Raw genomic sequence first — 18204 nt, 5'->3', positions numbered from 1 at the left:
AAAGCCCCCGGCGGGCTCCCCAACACCCGTATGGTGCCCGGGACTTGTCAACGGGAGGCTCCCATGCGGAGAACAGATAAGGCCCGGCACGGCGCGCTGCGCCGCCGGGCGCCATGGATCAGCACGGCGGTGGCCGCGGTGCTCGCGGCCGGCGCGCTGCTGTTCACCAACGCCACATCCCAGGCCGCCGTGGCCGCGAACCCCGGCGCGCTGAAACCGTTAACGTCCGCGGCGGAGTTATCGAAGCTCACACTCACCCAGCACAAGGTCGCCGACTCCACGCTCGCCGAACTCGACCGGCGGCTGCCCAACGTCGGCGTGGACGCCGTGCTGGGGAGCGCCAACCACACCATGCCCACCCCCACCTCCAGTCCGGCCTGCCGCGCCTCGGAGAAGGCCGCGCTGCCGGTGAAGCCGACGGCCACCGCGGCGTACTGCTTCACCACGGGTGACGCGCTGACCCAACAGTGGCTGCCGCAGTCGGTCACCTCCTCCGGGGACGCGGACGACGACGACGCCTGGGGAGAGAACAAGGTCATCCTCTCCGGCTGGACACACAACGACCACCTGTACGACGAGTACCCGGGCGCGGAACCCGCGGCCGACCGGGCCCTGGCCCGGGTCGCCTTCATCGACGCGAACACGGCCGGGGCCTTCAAGTACCGCTGGGTGCTGCTGACCGTGCCCACCGAGGGCGGCGCGAACTTCGCGAAGCTCGGCTCGCACCTGGGCGGCATGGTCTGGTACGGCGACAAGCTCATCGTCACCGCGTCCAACGGCGACGCCAGCCACAACGCCCTGTACGTGTTCTCGATGAAGCACATCCTGCAGGCCACGAAGAACACCACCGCGATCGGCAGGGTGAGCGGCGGCTACTCGGCGCACGGCTACCAGTACCTGATGCCCGCCATCGGCTCGTACAGCCTCAGCGGAAAGTGCTCGTCGGCCGACAACGACGGCGTCCCCTGCTTCGCGTCCATCTCGCTGGACCGCTCCACCACCCCCCACCGCCTGGTCGCCAATGAGTGGTTCTCCTCGGGCGGGACCCAGCCCGCGCGGCTGTTCCGGTACGGCCTCGGTGCGACGGAGGGCGCCATGCCGCTGGCCGTGGACGGCTCCGGGAAGGCCCGGGCCGCCGACGCGTACGAAACCAAAGTCGTGGGTGTCCAGGGCGCGCTGTTCTACCAGGACGGCTCCGGCGGCAAGCGCTGGTACGTGCCCAGCGCCCGGGGCGGGCCCGGCCAGCACGGCATCATGTGGCGCCAGGACACCACCGAGGCGACCGCGACAAGCTGCTCGGGCACCGATCTGGCCAACGCGTGCTGGGCCAAGCACTCCGAGTCCATGTCGCTGTGGTGGAGCACCAAGACGGTGTGGTCGGTCACCGAGTGGGCCGCCGATGCCAAGGGGCACTGGCAGGACCCGACCTCCAGCGGCTGGCAGGACCGGGTGGTCCCCGAACGGGTGCTGTTCTCGGTGCCGTTGTCCTCGCTCGGCTGACCGCCGCGGGCAGGCGCCAGCAGGGGCTTTACCGCCCGGTCCGGCGCGTGCGCTGGGCCGGGCGGGTGATGTTCCCCGCTCACGCCGTCCTCCGGCGGGCACACCGCACGCGCCACCGGCGACATACTGCGCGGATGCCAGAGAAGCGGGGCATTCCACCCCTGATCCACCAGACCTGGAAGAACAAGGACGTACCCCACGAGTGGCGGGACTGGTCCGAGTCCTGGCGCCGACACCACCCCGACTGGGAGTACCGGCTGTGGACGGACGCGGACAACCACGCGTTCCTCGAAGAGCACTACGCGTGGTTCCTGCCCGTCTACGACGGCTATCCGGAGCCGATCAAACGGGCCGACGCGATCCGCTACTTCCTCCTCGACCACTTCGGCGGGCTCTACGTCGACATGGACTTCGAGTGCCTGCGCCCCATGACCGAGCTCTTCGCCGGGAAGGAGCTCATCCTCGGCCTGGAGCCGGAGGCCCACGTCCGACTGCCGTGGAACCGCCGGAGCGGTCTGCGGCGCATCGTCTGCAACGCGTTCATGGCGTCGCGGCCGGGCCATCCGTTCTGGCCCCATGTGCACCGGCAGTTGGTGGGCGCCCACACCTCGCCCGGCCCGCTGGACGCGACGGGCCCGTTCTTCCTCACGCGCGCGGTCGACAGCGCCCCCAAGGACTGCTCGATCACGATCCTGGGCGCCGAAACCGTCTACCCCAAGCTGAGCGCGTGCGCGACAGAGCTGTTCGGACCGCCGGACGTCGACCCGGACCGGGCCCACGCCGTGCACCACTGGTCCAGCAGCTGGACCCGGGAAGCCTCCGGCCCGCCGAGCGCCTCGACCGGTCGCAGGGTCGCGTTCTGGACGAGCCAGGACCTGGAGCCCTGCGCCACCGGCACGGTCGACCTCGACGCGCAGCGCCGCCGGTGGGCCGCGGGATCGCCCGCGCCGAGGGTGTCCTGTCTGATGGTCACCAAAGACCGGCTGCCCCTGGCCAAGCGGGCGATCCGGTGCTTCCTCGCCCAGACCTACACCCGCGCGGAACTGGTCGTGGTGGACGACAGCGCGGACGGCGCCCTTGAGGACCACGTACGTGCCCTCGCCGACCCGCGGATCCGCTTCCACCGGCTGCCGCCGGAGGGACGGACGCTGGGCGAGCTGCGCAACATCGCGGTGGACCTGGCCACCGGGTCGTACGTATGCCAGTGGGACGACGACGACCTGTGCGACCCGGAGCGGCTGGAGGTGCAGCTGGCGGCGGTCCTCGGGCTGGGCGCCACGGCGTGTTTCCTGGCCCGGGAGCGGCTGTGGTGGCCCGCGCGCCGCAAGTTCGCGATCTCCGGGGTGCGGGTGTGGGAGAGCTCCATGCTCTGTGCGAAGGACGTCCTTCCCCGCTATCCGGAGCAGCGGCGCGGCGAGGACTCCCCGGTCGCGGAGGCCGTCGTGCGCGGCGGGCGGAGCGTGTCCCTGGACGCGCCCGAGCTCTACACCTACGTGATCCACGAGGCCAACACCTTCGACGAGCCGCACTTCACGAGCCTCTTCGACGCCGCGACCCGGCTGTGGCCCACTGACAGCGCCTACACGGACCAGGTGCACGCGATGGCGGCGCGGCTGCCCCTCGACCCGGCGGATGTCCTCGAGGCGGAAGACGCCCCGGCAGACGCCTCGACAGACGCCCCGGCAACGACCGCTGCCCCGTCGGCGCGCGTCCCGCACGCCCGACGGCCCGCCCCCGTGGACGTACGCGCGGACGCGGAAGAGCACCCCCCGCTCCTCATCCTCACCCCCGTCAAGGACGCCGCCGCCTTCCTGCCCCGCTACCTCGACAATCTGCGCGCCCTCGACTACCCGCGCGGCGCGGTCTCCGTCGGGCTGCTGGAGGGCGACAGCCGTGACGGCACCTGGCAGGCCCTCCGGGACGCGCTGCCCGCGCTGGAGGCGGACTTCCGGCGGGTCACCCTCGTACGGCGTCACTTCGGGCTCCGGCTGACCGGACCGCGCTGGGCGCCGGAGGTCCAGCGGCAGCGGCGGTCCGCGCTGGCCATGGCCCGTAACCACCTCCTGTCGTGCGCCCTCGCCGACGAGCGGTGGGTACTGTGGCTCGACGTCGATGTGACCGACCACCCGGCCGACCTCGTGCAGCGGCTGCTCGGCGCGCGCGAGGAGATCGTGGTCCCGCACTGCGTCACCGAGCCCGGTGGGCCCAGCTTCGACCTCAACACCTTCGTCCTGCACCCGGACGCCGCCACCTTGGACTGGGACCGATGGCTTTGGGACGGAATCCTCCAGCCGCCCAAGGGGTTCGGCCGGAGCTATCTCGACGAGCTGCGCGGGCACGAGCGGGTCCGCGTCGACGCGGTCGGCGGTACGGCCCTGCTGGTCCACGCCGATCTGCACCGCGACGGTCTGGTGTTCCCGGCCGTCCCCCACCGGCACCTCATCGAGACCGAGGGACTGGCCGCGCTGGCCCAGGACATGGGCGTCGCCTGCTGGGCGCTGCCCACGGTGGAGGTGGTGCACCCGCCATTGGGAGTGGCCCGCTGAGCCAGGCAGGTGAAGCCGCCGCCGACCGAGAAGCCCGTGACATCGGGTGTCGTTAGCCGGTTGTCCGCAGGCCTCTGCGGCGAGAAATGAGGAGAATCACATGAACATCGGCAAGACGGCCGCGCTGGTGACAGCGGCGGCCGGGGCGGTGGTCTTCGGCGGGTCCGACGCCGGCGCATTCCCTTGGGACAACCCCATCCAACAGGTCAACGACTGCGACTCCAAGAACGGGGTGAGCGTCTCGGGGGCAGGGGGGCGGTCGGACTGCCTCAATTTCGCGCAGATCTTCGGCGACCCGCACGGCGTGGTGCAGCAGAACCACTGCGACTCCAGCGTCGGCGCCACGGCCAACATGACCATCCTCGCCCCCGCCGGGGGCTCCGAGATCGGCTCGCAGTGCGCCAACATCGCCGTCTCCGCCCGGCCGCAGTCCAAGGCGGCCCACCGCGGCACATACGGCGAGGGCGGCTACGGCAACGGGCTCCGATGACCTCGGCACCGGAACGCGGCCCTTGGGAGGCTGAAGCCCTTCCGGGGGCCGCGGCCTCGTCGTCCGACGGGCGCGGCTCGCCCGCCCTGGTCTCGGTGGTCATCCCGTGCCACGACTACGGCCACTATCTGCCGCAGGCGGTGCAGAGCGTGCTGGCCCAGACCTACGCGGACTGGGAGCTCGTCGTGGTCGACGACGGCAGCACCGACGACACGGCGGCGGTGGCCCGGTCGCTGATCGCCGACCACCCCGATCGGCGCATCCGGCTGCTGCGCCAGGCCAACGCCGGTGTCTCGGCCGCCCGCAACGCGGGCATCGCCGCCACCACCGGCCGCTATGTCCTGCCGCTGGACGCCGACGACGTGATCGCCCCCACCATGCTGGAGCGGACGGTGGCGGTGCTGGACCGGCACCCGGACATCGCCATCGCCTCCACCGACGTGTCCGTCTTCACCGACGACGACCTGCCCGCCCAGGTGCTGGAGCTCCCGGCCTACGACAAGGACCTGCTGCTGCGACGGCTGATCATGTTCTACTGCTCGCTCTACCGCCGCGAGGTGTGGCAGACGGTGGGCGGCTATGCCGAGGACATGCGCGCCGGGGAGGACTGGGACTTCTGGATCGCGTGCGCCGAGCACGGCTTCACGGCCCACCACATCCACGAGGCGCTGTTCGGGGCGCGCAACAAGGACGACGGCCTGCACGTGGAGGCGGCCGAGAACGACCTGGCGGTCCGGGCCAGAATCGTGGCGGGCCACCCCGGGATGTTCAAGCCGGTCACCCGGGCCTGGGCGCAGGCCGTGCTCGCCCAGGACGAACGGGAGTGGCTTGCCGATGAGCGGATGCCCGACGACATCCTCACCCGGGCCGCCGACATGGACCAGTTTCTGCGGGTGGTCATGTCGCTGCAGCGCACCGCGCGGCTGCAGCACCGTCACATCCAGCGGCTGGAGCGGGCGCTGGCCGAACGGGAGGACCCGGTACCCGCTTGACACGCGGCGAGAGCGGGGCTCTTGGGGGAGCCCCGCTCCGCGTCCCGGGTGGCGCGTCCCGGGAGGTGCGTGCCGCTACTCGACGTGTCGCTACTCGAAGAGATCCGCGTACGACCCCATCGCCAGCGCGATGTCGGCCTGCGCCCAGAAGCGGTGGTACGTGAAGCTCGGGACCGCCCCGCCCTTCAGATACGCCTCGACCTTGGACCAGGCCGGGTCGTTCTTGTAGAAGGACCGGATCGACTCGAAGGTGGAGCTGGAGTCGACCTTGTCACCGTTCGGCATGGTGCCGGTCCAGCCGCTGGGCACATAGACCGGGTCGTCGAAGCGGTTGTAGTCGGCGCGGCTCTCGGGGACCGCGATGCCCAGGGCGTCCTGGTAGTTGTTCCACATGCCGTCCAGCAGTGCCTTCGCGGTGTCCCTGGCCTGGGTGTCGCCCGCCTTGGCGGCGTAGTAGGACAGGGTCTTGGCGTACGCGGCCGTCACGCCGACGTCGTTGGTGTAGTCCGCGACGGTGACGTGCAGGCTCGCGTTGGCGCCGGGGCTGGAGGCGTTCCAGGTGTCCGGCTGGCCGGACCACTGGAGGGTGGACGGGATCCGGTAGGTGCCGTCCGGGTTGATCGTGGTCTTGGACAGCGCCCACTTGACCCACTTGTCCAGGACCGTCTTCGCGGAGGCGTCACCGGTGCGGTTGTAGTACTCCGCGACGCGCTCCATGGACCAGGCCTGGAAGCCGAACCACTGGTTGGACGGCGGGTCGTGGTAGACCGGCTTCTCGTCGTAGTACATGCCGTAGAAGGTGGACGTACCCGACGGCGGCGTGGCGTAGCGGCCCGCCCAGCTGTTGGTGGCGCCGCCCGCGATGGCGCCCTCGCTGGACTGCAGCCAGCGGTAGAACTCCACCTGCCGCTTGAGGCTGGTGGACCAGTCCGCGGCGCCGGTGGCCGACTTGGGCTTGAGGTCGGCGTAGTTGGCGAGGGCCCAGGCCGCCATGGGGTTCTGGTAGCCGCCGTGGGCGTGGCTGGAGCCGATACGCCAGGCCCAGCCCGCGGAGGTGTCGGTGGCGCCGCCCCAGGCGTAGTACCAGGACAGCAGGTAGTGGGAGCTGTTCTTGCCACTGCCCGCCGCGCAGGAGGTCTCACCGACGCAGTTGCCGACCTTCTTGAAGTACTTGTCGTACATCGCGTAGCGCAGGTAGTCGCCCATCTTGGCGGCCTTGGCCACGTTGGCCGACACCTGGCTGCCCTTGCCCTGCGCCTTGGCCCACTCGGCGGCCCAGTAGGCGGCCTGGACCACGCGGGCGTCGGCGTCCGGCGCGTTGGTGAACTTCCACTGCTTGGCGTACGAGGCGTCACCGGTGAACAGGTCCAGATACCCGTTCTTGCCGCCGTACTTGAAGCTGTCGCAGGTGGGCTGGGTCACGGTCTCCCAGACCGACTCCTGGGGCCCGCGCTGGAAGGTGTTGATGTAGCTCGGCCCGGTGTCGCTCGGCCCCGCCTCGCACTTGCCGGGGGAGTTGCCGTAGCCGTAGACGTTGTCGACGTCCTGGATCCAGTGCATGCCATAGATGTCATCGGTGCCGTACGCGCTCTTCAGCTCGGCGGCGATGGGGTCGTTGCCGACCGAGACATTGCCGTTGAGCTGCGAGGGGTACTGGGAGGGCAGATCCCACTCGGGCGCGTAGGTGGCCGGCTTGGAGGCGTTGTAGAAGCTGTTGGTGGGCTGGTCGGCGTGGGTGGGGATCATGTACTTCTCCATGGTGTCCCACGCGCTGTTGAACTTGGACCAGTCGCCGGTGACCTTGCCGTACATCGCCTGCAGCCAGATCAGATAGCTGTACGCCTCGGAGGTCGTCTCATGGCCGTGGTCCGGGGCCTCGACGATCAGGGTCTCCACCGAGTGGTACGGGATGCCCTCGGGCGAGAAGTAGCCCGCCGACGGGGCGGTGATCTTGTTGTAGAGGTCCAGGAAGCGGGCGTCGTACGCCTTGGAGGCGGCCAGCTGGGTGACGGTGACCTCGGCCTTGGTGTGGCCGGTGGCGGTGGCGGTGAAGGTCGCCGTGCCGGTGCCGCTGTTCGCGGCCGCGACGGTCACCTGCTGGGCGGTGTCCCAGTTGGTGGGCGTGAAGGTGAGGGTGGCGCCCGAGGAGACGGTCAGGCCGGTGTTGCCGGAGGTGCGGGCGACGGAGACCGTGACGTCTCCGGACGGCTTGGTGGACAGCTTCACGCCGAACGTACCGGTCTTGCCCTGCTGCACCCCGAGCTGGGCGGGGCTGGCGACGAGCGCGGGCCCGGCCGCCACATGGATGCCGACGGGGGTGGACTCGGCGGACGCGCCCTGGCTGTCGTAGGCCTTGGCGTAGAGCGAGTAGTCGCCCGCGGGCACGTTGGTGTAATCGAAGGTGTAAGGGGAGGCGGTGTCGGTGCCGAGGAGCTTGGTGTCGCTGTAGAACTCGACCTTGGTGACGGTCGCGCCGTCGGCGGCCGCGGCGGTGGCGGCCATCGGGACGGTGCCGCCGGAGGAGTAGGTCGCGCCGGGGGTCGGGCTGCTCAGCACGGCGATGGGCGGCTGGTGGGCGCCCTTGCAGCTGATGCCGTTGACGGCGAAGGTGGTGGGCGCGGCGTTGGTGCCGCTGTAGCTGAACTGGCCGCCGGTCGTGACATTGCCGCCCGCCGCGATCTTCGCGTTGTGGGCGGCGTTCTTGACGGTGACGGTCTTGCCGGACTGGCTCCAGGTGCCGTTCCAGCCGCCGGTGAGCTTCTGGTTGCCCGCGTAGTCGTACGTCAGGGTCCAGCCGTCGATGGCGTCCGTGCCGGGGTTGGAGATGGTGAGGTCCGCGGTGAAGCCCGAACCCCAGTCATTGGTCTTGTAGTCGACGCCGCACTGGACGGCGGCGGCGTGCGCGGGGGCCGCCCCGCCGGCGGCGGTCATGGCCACCGGGAGCGAGAGCGCGGCGGCCAGGGCGGTCACCAGCCGTCTCGTCCTCGGCCTCCGCGTCCCTGGAAGCCGCGTCTTCGGCCGGATCGTCCCCAGCCGGCCGATGAATGGTCGTGCCCCTGATAACGGCGAGCCTCGCTGTAGGCGCATCGGGGAGTTCCTCCTCGCGGGTCCGGGCGGGTGGGGGCGGTGCGAACCAGTGGGAGCGCTCCCAAGGTTCGGTCGGGTCTGAGGAGGTGTCAAGTCTTTGAACAAGATGTGGCTGTCGAACGTATTCGACTGATAATTCTGTGAACGCCTCTGTTGACATGCGCCGCACAGGCGTTACGGTCACTTCAACCAGTGGGAGCGGTTCCAGCAGTCAGCGCCACCCTCCGGGCCATCCCGGGAGGCGCCTGGACTTCGAGGAGTCGCTCCATGCGAGCACCACCGCGCCTTTATGCCTTGGCGGCCACCGCGGCACTGACCTTGGTGGGCACCGCCCTGCTCCCCGTCGCCAACGCCTCGGGGGCGGCCCGCTCAGCCGCCTGCACCGTGCAGTACGCCGTCTCCAACCAGTGGGGCGGCGGGTTCCAGGGCAATGTCACCGTCACCGCCAAGGGAGCCCCGCTGGACCACTGGACGCTGACCTTCGACTTCGCGGGAGGCCAGAAGGTGACCCAGGGCTGGAGCGCCAAATGGTCCCAGTCCGGCAAGACCGTCACCGCCGTCAACGAGTCCTGGAACGCCAAGGTCCCGGCCGGCGGCAGCGTCACCGCCGGGTTCACCGCGTCCTTTACCGGCTCCAACCCGTCGCCCACGGCCTTCTCGGTCAACGGCGTGGTGTGCGACGGGACCACCGGCCCGACCGATCCGCCGACCGACCCGCCCGCACCCGGCACCGCGCCGCCGAAGCTGCGCGCCTCGGGCAACAAGCTGGTCGACGAGAACGGGGCCACCCGCAGGCTGCTCGGCGTCAACCGCTCCGGCGGGGAGTTCATGTGCGTACAGGGGCGCGGCATCTTCGACGGCCCGGTCGACGACGCATCCGTCAAGGCCATCGCGGACTGGAAGGTGAACACCGTCCGCATCCCGCTCAACGAGGAGTGCTGGCTCGGCCTTTCGCACATCAACGCGGCCTACCGGGGCGCCAACTACATCTCGGCGGTCAAGGGCTTCGTGGCCCGGCTCGAAGCCCATGGCATCACCCCGATCGTCGAGCTGCACTGGACCCACGGCAAGTACACGGGCGGCGACAACCACTGCCCCGACACCGAGTACGCCACCTGCCAGAAGCCGATGCCCGACGCGCAGTACACCCCCGCCTTCTGGAGCTCGGTCGCCCAGACCTTCAAGGACGACCAAGCCGTGGTGTTCGACCTGTTCAACGAGCCTTTCCCGGACCGCGCCACCACCGACCTGACGGCGGCGTGGACCTGCTGGCGCGACGGCGGGAAGTGCCCCGGCATCGACTTCGAGGTCGCCGGGATGCAGGACCTGCTGGACGCGGTACGGGGCGCCGGCGCCAAGAACCTCGTCCTGATCCCGGGAGTCGCCTACTCCAACGACATGCGCCAATGGCTGACCTACAAGCCGAGCGACCCGGCGGGCAACCTCGCCGCCGCCTGGCACACCTACAACTTCAACACCTGCTCCAACGAGAGCTGCTGGAACGAGCAACTGGCCCCGGTCATCGGACAGGTGCCCTTCGTGGCGGGTGAGATCGGTGAGAACACCTGCTCACACGGCTATATCGACCGGGTCATGGCCTGGCTCGACGCCAAGGGCTCCTCGTACCTGGGCTGGACCTGGAACACCTGGGACTGCTCCTCCGGCCCGTCCTTGATCAGCGATTTCAACGGCACGCCGACCGGCTTCGGCGTGGGTCTCCGTGATCACCTGAAGGGATTGTCATGAGCCGCACAACCTCACCCCCCACCCGCCGCCGCAGGGCCGCCGCACTGGCCGGCTCCGCGCTGCTCGCCGCCACCGCACTGACCGTCTCCTCCCTGAGCGGCACCGCCGCCGCCCAGGCCGAAGGCGCCAGAGCCGCCGCCGCCAAGGTGGACAACCCGTACGCGGGCGCCAAGGTGTACGTCAACCCCGACTGGTCCGCCAAGGCCGCCGCCGAGCCCGGCGGCAGCAAGATCTCCAACCAGCCGACCGGCGTCTGGCTGGACCGCATCGCCGCCATCAACGGCACCAGCGGCGCCCGCGGCCTGCGCGCCCACCTGGACACGGCGCTCCAACAGTCGGGCGGCAGCCCCACCGTCGTCCAACTCGTCATCTACAACCTGCCGGGCCGCGACTGCGCGGCGCTCGCGTCCAACGGCGAGCTCGGCCCGACGGAGATCGACAAGTACAAGACGCAGTACATCGACCCGATCGCGGCGATCCTCGCGGAGTCGAAGTACGCCAACTCCAACCTGCGGATCGTCACCACGATCGAGATCGACTCGCTGCCCAACCTGGTCACCAACACCGGCGGCCGTCCCACCGCGACCCCCCAGTGCGACACCATGAAGGCGAACGGCAACTACGTGAAGGGCGTCGGCTACGCCCTGAACAAGCTGGGCGCCGTCGGCAACGTCTACAACTACATCGACGCCGGTCATCACGGCTGGATCGGCTGGGACGACAACTTCAACGCCACCGCCCAGGTCCTCAAGCAGGCCGCGACCGCTGAGGGCAGCACGGTCGACAAGGTGGCCGGGATCATCGTCAACACGGCCAACTACAGTGCGCTGAAAGAGAACAACTACACCATCAACGACAGCATCAACGGCAAGTCCGTGCGCGAGTCGAAGTGGGTGGACTGGAACCGCTACGTCGACGAGCTGTCCTTCGCCCAGGCCTTCCGCCAGGAGCTGGTGAACGTCGGCTTCCCGTCCAACATCGGCGCCCTGATCGACACCTCCCGCAACGGCTGGGGCGGCACGGCCCGTCCGAGCGCCCCCGGCGCCAGGACGGACGTGGACACCTACGTCAACGGCGGGCGCTATGACCGCCGGATCCACATCGGCAACTGGTGCAACCAGTCCGGCGCCGGGCTGGGCGAGCGGCCCAAGGCGGCACCCGCGGCCGGGATCGACGCGTACGTGTGGATGAAGCCCCCGGGCGAGTCCGACGGCTCCAGCTCCGCCATCCCGAACAACGAGGGCAAGGGCTTCGACCGGATGTGCGACCCGACGTACACCGGCAACCCGCGCAACGGCAACAGCATGTCCGGCGCGCTGCCGAACTCGCCGCTGTCGGGCCACTGGTTCTCGGCCCAGTTCCAGCAGCTGCTGAAGAACGCCTACCCCGCGCTGTAACCCGTACGGGCGACAGCCGACAGAACCGCAGCAGGCACCCGCACACGACGGGGCCGGTGGACGCGCACGCGCGATCCGCCGGCCCCGTCGGCGTTCGGCCGATCCCACGCCGTACAGGTCCGGGCCGTACAGATTCAGGCCGTACAGATCCACGCCGTACAGATTCAAGCTGCACAGATTCAAGCTGCACAGATCAAGCCGAAGTGATCACCATGCCCTCAGGACGACCCCCGCCGCACCAGCTCGGTCGGCAGCACCAGCTGCGGCCGCTTCGAGGTGCGCTCGCCCTGGGCCTCGATCTCCTCCAGCAGCACCCGGACCATGGCCCGCCCCATCTCCTCCGTGGTCTGCCGGACGCTGGTCAGCGGCGGGTCCATGTGGCGGGCGACGGCCGAGTCCTCGAAGCCGACGAGCGCCACGTCGTCCGGCACCCGGCGGCCCTGCTCGCGCAGCACCTGGCGGGCGCCCGCGGCCATCACGTCGGAGGCCGCGAAGACGGCGTCCAGGCCGGGGCGGCGTTCCAGCAGCTCGCGCATCGCCCGGCGGCCGCCCTCCTCGGTGAAGTCGGCGGCCACGATCAGCCCCGGGTCCACCTCCTGGCCCGCCGCCTGGATCGCCGCGCGGTAGCCGTCGAGGCGGCACTGCGCCACGTACATGTCCAGCGGCCCGGTGATCGTGGCGACCGTGGAGCGGCCGCGTCCGATGAGGTGCTCGACGGCGGACTGGGCGCCGCCCGTGTTGTCGCAGTCGACGTACGGCACCGTCTCGTGCGCGGAGCGGCGGCCGCTGAGCACCGCGGGCATCTCTATCCGCTCCAGCAGGTCGGGCAGCGGGTCGTCCGCGTGCACCGACACCAGCAGCACCCCGTCCACGCGGTGTGCCGAGAGGTACTCGGCGAAGCGCTGGCGCTCCTTGGGGGTGCGCAGGAGGGTCAGCAGCAGCTGCAGATCGGCCTCGGCGAGCTCGGCGCCCACGCCGCGGATGATGTCCGAGAAGTAGGGCTCGGCGAACAGCCGGGTCTCGGGCTCGGGGATCACCAGCGCGACCGCGTCGGCGCGGTTGGCGGCCAGCGCGCGGGCCACCCGGTTGGGTACGTATCCCAGCTCGGCGACCGCCTGCTCGACCGCCGTGCGGGTGCGGTCGCTGACCCGCGGCGAGCCGTTGATCACCCGGGAGACGGTGCCCCGGCCCACCCCCGCGCGGGCCGCGACCTCTTCGAGCGTGGGCCTTGCCCGCCCCCCACCACGCCGTCGGGTTCCTGCCATTTCGCGCCTCCAGCCGTCCGGTACACCGAGCAGAACCACCCCGCGTGGGGAGCTGTTGGGTCATTCAACAGCAGGAGTGGGACCGAAAAGTTTCCGCCCGCTCCCTTGACACCCCAGCGGGGAGCCGCGACCCTTCAACACATCAACCTGGGAGCGCTCCCACAGTACCTGAGCCATACATAACCCGCACGTTGCCCGCCCGCGCCGATGCACCACAAACCCCCACGCAATGCCACCTTTTGGCCGGGAGCGGTACGTCAGGGCGTCAAGGAGGACGTGAAATGTTCAGAAGTTCTGGTGCGTACCGGCGACGGGCGGTGACCCTTGCGGCCGTGGCGGCACTGGGCGCCGGGTTACTCGCGGGCTGCGCCGACGACAGCGATGGCGAGACCGGCTCGTCCGGCGGCGGCAAGGGCGGCAACAAGGGGGGCACGACCATCACGGTCGGCACCTTCGGCGTCTTCGGCTACAAGCAGGCCGGTCTTTATGACGAGTACATGAAGCTCCACCCCGATATCAACATCGAGGAAACGTCGATCGAGCGGAACGAGAACTACTATCCGCAGCTGCTGACCCACCTGGGCGCCGGCAGTGGCCTGGCGGACATCCAGGCCATCGAGATCGCCAATATCAAGGAGATCACCACCACCCAGGCCGACAAGTTCGTCGACCTCTCCAAGGCGCCCGGGGTCAAGAAGGACAACTGGCTCTCCTGGAAGTGGGCCCAGGGCACCTCCGAGGACGGCCAGACGATCGGCCTGGGCACCGACATCGGCCCGATGGCCGTCTGCTACCGCAAGGACCTCTTCCAGAAGGCCGGGCTGCCCACCGACCGCACCGAGGTCGCCAAGCTGTGGGCGGGCGACTGGAACAAGTACATCGAGACCGGCAAGCGGTACATGAAGAAGGCGCCGGGCGACACCACCTTCGTGGACTCCGCCGGCGGTGTCTACAACGCGGTGATCTCCAGCAACGCGAAGCGCTACTACGACGAGAGCGGCAAGGTCGTCTACAAGGACAGCCCGGCCGTGAAGGAGGCGTGGGACCTCGCGACCACCGCGTCAAAGGAGAAGCTGACCGCCAAGCTGCAGCAGTTCCAGAAGTCCTGGGACCAGGCGTTCTCCAACGGCAAGTTCGCCACCGTCTCCTGCCCGCCGTGGATGCTCGGCCACATCAAGGAGAAGGCCGGGGACAAGGCCAAGGACAAGTGGGACGTGGCCGCCGCCCCCAAGCCCGGCAACTGGGGCGGTTCCTTCATCGGCGTGCCGAAGGCGTCCAAGCACCAGGAAGAGGCGATCAAGCTCGCCGCCTGGCTGACCGCGCCCGAGCAGCAGGCCAAGGTCTTCGAGAAGCAGGCCAGCTGGCCGAGTTCCCAGGCCGCGTACAGCCTGCCCCAGGTGGGCGACGCCAAGCACCCGTACTTCGGCAACGCGCCCATCGGCAAGATCTTCGCCGAGGCCGCCAAGGGCATCCCGACGCAGGTCCTCGGTCCGAAGGACCAGATCATCGGGTCGAACATCGCCGACATCGGGCTGCTCCAGGTCGACCAGCAGGGGAAGTCCCCCAAGGACGCCTGGGAGGCCGCCACCAAGACGATCGACAACGCACTGGACCAGTGATCCCGGGATGACACCCCCTTCCGGTTTCACCGCTGATACGGCCGCGCCCCCCACAGGGCAGGGGGGCGCGGCCCCGCGCGCCGCGGCCACCAAGGCCCCCGACCCGGCCGAACAGCGGCGGCGCGCCCGGCGCAGCCGCCGCTACCGCTGGGACATCAAGTACTCCCCGTACGCCTTCGTCGCCCCGTTCTTCCTCTTCTTCGCGGCCTTCGGGCTCTTCCCGCTGCTCTACACGGGCTGGGCCTCGCTGCACCGGGTGGAGCTCACCGACCCCACCCATATGGAGTGGGCGGGGTGGCACAACTACTCCCGGCTGTGGGAGGACGAATTCTTCTGGAACGCGCTCCAGAACACCTTCACCATCGGGGTGATCTCGACCGTTCCCCAGCTGCTGATGGCGCTGGGCCTCGCGCATCTGCTGAACTACAAGCTGCGCGGCTCGATGTTCTGGCGGGTGGCGATCCTCACCCCGTACGCCACCTCGGTGGCCGCCGCGACGCTGGTGTTCGTGCTGCTCTTCGGGCGCGACTACGGCATGATCAACTGGGCGCTCGGGATGGTCGGGATCGACAACATCGACTGGCAGAACGGCACCTGGACCTCGCAGCTCGCGGTGTCCACGATCGTCATCTGGCGGTGGACCGGCTACAACGCGCTGATCTACCTGGCCGCCATGCAGGCCGTGCCGCACGACCTGTACGAGTCGGCGGCGCTGGACGGCGCCTCGCGCTGGCAGCAGTTCATCAACGTCACCATCCCCTCGCTGCGGCCCACGATCCTCTTCACGGTCGTCGTCTCGACGATCGGGGCCACCCAGCTCTTCGGCGAGCCGCTGCTGTTCAACGGCGGCGCCGGTGCCTCCGGAGGCCCCGACCACCAGTACCAGACGCTCGGCCTGTACCTGTACGAGCAGGGCTGGGTGAACCTCCACCTCGGCCGGGCCTCCGCGATCGCCTGGACGATGTTCCTGATCCTGCTGCTGATCGCCGCCGCCAACGCGATCGTGGCCCGTCGGCTGCGCAAGAGCCAGTGAGTTGCCCGAGGGAGAACCATGAGCGCTGTTATCTCTTCCGGTAGGGCCGCCAAGGCCACCGAAAGCGGGGGAAGCCCGAGCGGCAAGGCGGGCAAGGGGGCCAAGGGCGCCGGCCGGCAGCTGCACGGCGGCAAGATCACCTATGCCGTGCTGATCCTGTTCACCATCGGCTCGCTCTTCCCGCTGGTGTGGACGGCCATCGCCGCCTCCCGCACCAGCGCCCGGCTCGCCGAGACGCCACCGCCCTTCTGGTTCGGCGGCAATCTCTTCAAGAACCTGGACACGGCGTGGAACGACGTCAACATGGGCTCCGCGCTGCTCAACACCACCATGGTGGCCGGGACCATCGCGGCAGGCACCGTGCTGTTCTCGACCATCGCCGGCTTCGCCTTCGCCAAGCTGCGCTTCCGGTTCAAGAACCTGCTGCTGACGCTGACCATCGGGACGATGATGGTGCCGCCCCAGCTGAGCGTGGTCCCGCTGTACATGGCCATCGCCAAGCTGGAGTGGACCGACCAGTTGCAGGCGGTCATCCTGCCCACGCTGGTCAGCGCCTTCGGAGTGTTCTTCATGCGGCAGTACCTGACCCAGGCGCTGCCGAGCGAGCTGATCGAGGCCGCACGCGTGGACGGCGCCAGCAGTCTGCGGATCATCTGGCACATCGTCTTCCCGGTGGCGCGTCCGGCCATGGCCGTGCTGGGTATGCTCACCTTCGTCCAGGCGTGGAACGACTTCTTCTGGCCCATCATCGCACTCACCCAGGCCGGTAACCCGACCGTGCAGGTGGCCCTGACGGGGCTCGGCCGTGGCTATACCGTCGACCAATCGCTGATCATGGCGGGGGCGCTGCTCGGTACCCTGCCGCTGCTGATCGCCTTCATACTCTTCGGCAAGCAGATCGTCGGAGGCATCATGCAGGGAGCGGTCAAGGGCTGACCCGTCAGCATCCCTGCTCCGATCCCCCTGCCCACCCCCGCCCTTCCTCCTCCCTCCCTTCCGCCCCGCACCACAACATCGAATGGGAGCGCTTCCATGAGTCTGACCTTCCCCCCTGGCTTCCTGTGGGGCTCGGCCGCCGCCTCCTACCAGATCGAAGGCGCCGCACAGGAGGACGGCCGCACCCCGTCCATTTGGGACACCTTCAGCCATACGCCAGGCAAGACGCTCGGCGGCGACACCGGCGACCTCGCCATCGACCACTACCACCGCTTCCGCGACGACGTCCGCCTGATGTCCGAGCTCGGCATGGGCGCGTACCGCTTCTCGGTCTCCTGGTCCCGAGTCCAGCCCACCGGCCGCGGGCCCGCCGTGCAGCGCGGGCTCGACTTCTACCGCTCGCTGGTCGACGAGCTGCTGGCGGCCGGGATCCAGCCGGCGCTGACCCTCTACCACTGGGATCTGCCCCAGGAACTGGAGAACGCCGGCGGCTGGCCGGAGCGCGAGACCGCCGAGCGGTTCGCCGAGTACGCGGGGATCGTGGCCGAGGCGCTCGGCGACCGCGTCGAGTTCTGGATCACCCTCAACGAGCCGTGGTGCAGCGCGTTCCTCGGCTACGGCTCCGGGGTGCACGCCCCGGGCCGCACCGAGCGGCTCGCCCCGCTGCGCGCCGCCCACCACCTCAACCTCGCCCACGGCCTCGGCGCCCAGGCGCTGCGGGCCGCGCTGCCCGCCCGCGCCCAGATCGCCATCAGCCTCAACCCGTCGGTGGTCAGGCCGCTCACCCAGCAGCCCCAGGACCTGGACGCCCAGCGGCGCATCGACGCGCTCGCCAACCGGGTCTTCTCCGGCCCGCTGCTGCGCGGCGCCTACCCGAGCGACCTGATCGCGGACACCGCGGCCATCACCGACTGGTCCTTCGTCCGCGACGGCGACCTCTCCGTCATCAAGCACCCCCTCGACGCGCTGGGCATCAACTACTACACGCCCGCCCTGGTGTCGGCCGCCGCCGACGGCGATCGCGGCCCCCGCAACGACGGCCACGGCGCCAGCGAGCACTCCCCCTGGCCCGGCTCGGAGGGGGTGGCCTTCCACCAGACGCCGGGCGAGCGCACCGAGATGGGCTGGACGGTCGACCCGACCGGGCTGCATGAGCTGCTGATGCGCTACACCCGCGAGGCGCCGGGCGTGCCGCTGTACATCACCGAGAACGGCGCCGCCTACGACGACAAGCCGGACGCGGACGGCGCGGTCCACGACCCGGAGCGCATCGACTATCTGCGCGCCCACCTGGCCGCCGCCCACCGCGCCATCGCGGACGGCGCCGATCTGCGCGGCTACTTCCTGTGGTCGCTGATGGACAACTTCGAGTGGGCGTACGGCTACAGCAAGCGGTTCGGCGCGGTCTACGTCGACTACGCGACCATGGCCCGTGTGCCCAAGTCCAGCGCCCACTGGTACGGGCAGGTGGCCCGTACGGGTGAGGTGGCGGACGCGTAGGAGTCAGGTGACCCGGTCGCGCCCGGCGACCGGGTCGAGCCCGTACCGGCATACGGGCGTGCCTTTCCTCCGAACGGCCTACACGGGCCCGCC

Annotated in this window: 12 protein-coding genes; 10 read left to right on the top strand and 2 right to left on the bottom strand. The window is 69.8% G+C overall.

Annotation, left to right across the window (positions count from 1 at the left end; translation table 11 throughout):
* The first annotated feature begins 63 nt into the window (after positions 1 to 63).
* The 4 genes from PV419_RS30225 to PV419_RS30210 all read left to right on the top strand — a co-directional run bounded on the left by PV419_RS30225 (position 64) and on the right by PV419_RS30210 (position 5528).
* Positions 64 to 1500 carry a hypothetical protein gene (locus tag PV419_RS30225; RefSeq protein ID WP_319694362.1) on the top strand — a complete coding sequence of 479 codons (1437 nt, stop codon included), beginning with the start codon at positions 64 to 66 and terminating at the stop codon, positions 1498 to 1500.
* 134 nt (positions 1501 to 1634) lie between these two features.
* Positions 1635 to 4046, top strand: coding sequence for a glycosyltransferase (locus PV419_RS30220; RefSeq protein ID WP_319694360.1), 2412 nt, complete (start codon positions 1635 to 1637; stop codon positions 4044 to 4046).
* Between the two features lie 100 nt (positions 4047 to 4146).
* Complete coding sequence (locus tag PV419_RS30215) at positions 4147 to 4536, top strand: hypothetical protein (protein ID WP_319694359.1); 390 nt, start codon at positions 4147 to 4149, stop codon at positions 4534 to 4536.
* Positions 4533 to 5528 carry a glycosyltransferase family A protein gene (locus tag PV419_RS30210; RefSeq protein WP_319694357.1) on the top strand — a complete coding sequence of 332 codons (996 nt, stop codon included), beginning with the start codon at positions 4533 to 4535 and terminating at the stop codon, positions 5526 to 5528. The genes PV419_RS30215 and PV419_RS30210 overlap by 4 nt, the downstream gene beginning before the upstream one ends.
* 90 nt (positions 5529 to 5618) lie before the next feature.
* Here the strand turns inward: PV419_RS30210 and PV419_RS30205 are convergent, their stop codons facing one another.
* Positions 5619 to 8459, bottom strand: a complete 2841-nt coding sequence (locus PV419_RS30205) for a glycoside hydrolase family 48 protein (protein ID WP_319694540.1) — start codon at positions 8457 to 8459, stop codon at positions 5619 to 5621.
* A gap of 423 nt (positions 8460 to 8882) precedes the next feature.
* On the opposite strand from PV419_RS30205, the gene PV419_RS30200 reads away from it, so the two are divergent.
* Together PV419_RS30200 and PV419_RS30195 are read left to right on the top strand one after the other, a co-directional pair.
* Positions 8883 to 10361 (top strand): cellulose binding domain-containing protein, encoded by a 1479-nt coding sequence (locus tag PV419_RS30200; RefSeq protein WP_319694355.1) that lies wholly within the window; start codon positions 8883 to 8885, stop codon positions 10359 to 10361.
* On the top strand, positions 10358 to 11758 hold the full coding sequence (locus PV419_RS30195; RefSeq protein ID WP_319694353.1) for a glycoside hydrolase family 6 protein: 1401 nt from the start codon (positions 10358 to 10360) through the stop codon (positions 11756 to 11758). Before PV419_RS30200 ends, PV419_RS30195 begins: the two co-directional genes overlap by 4 nt.
* 218 nt (positions 11759 to 11976) lie before the next feature.
* Here the strand turns inward: PV419_RS30195 and PV419_RS30190 are convergent, their stop codons facing one another.
* Positions 11977 to 13023, bottom strand: a complete 1047-nt coding sequence (locus PV419_RS30190) for a LacI family DNA-binding transcriptional regulator (protein ID WP_319694352.1) — start codon at positions 13021 to 13023, stop codon at positions 11977 to 11979.
* A 281-nt stretch (positions 13024 to 13304) separates the two neighbouring features.
* On the opposite strand from PV419_RS30190, the gene PV419_RS30185 reads away from it, so the two are divergent.
* The 4 genes from PV419_RS30185 to PV419_RS30170 all read left to right on the top strand — a co-directional run bounded on the left by PV419_RS30185 (position 13305) and on the right by PV419_RS30170 (position 18111).
* Positions 13305 to 14642, top strand: coding sequence for an extracellular solute-binding protein (locus PV419_RS30185; RefSeq protein WP_319694350.1), 1338 nt, complete (start codon positions 13305 to 13307; stop codon positions 14640 to 14642).
* 7 nt (positions 14643 to 14649) lie between these two features.
* Positions 14650 to 15675: a sugar ABC transporter permease gene (locus PV419_RS30180; protein WP_319694349.1), complete on the top strand. Its 1026-nt coding sequence runs from the start codon at positions 14650 to 14652 to the stop codon at positions 15673 to 15675.
* Between the two features lie 18 nt (positions 15676 to 15693).
* Entirely contained in the window at positions 15694 to 16611 is a 918-nt protein-coding gene (locus PV419_RS30175; protein ID WP_319694348.1) for a carbohydrate ABC transporter permease, read from the top strand.
* Between the two features lie 96 nt (positions 16612 to 16707).
* Positions 16708 to 18111, top strand: a complete 1404-nt coding sequence (locus PV419_RS30170; protein ID WP_319694346.1) for a GH1 family beta-glucosidase — start codon at positions 16708 to 16710, stop codon at positions 18109 to 18111.
* Positions 18112 to 18204 lie beyond the last annotated feature (93 nt).

This window comes from Streptomyces sp. ME19-01-6, assembly GCF_033793745.1.
Classification (GTDB): Bacteria; Actinomycetota; Actinomycetes; order Streptomycetales; family Streptomycetaceae; genus Streptomyces.
Note: the sequence above shows the minus strand (reverse complement) of the source record. Positions and strands in the feature narration are given on the sequence as shown.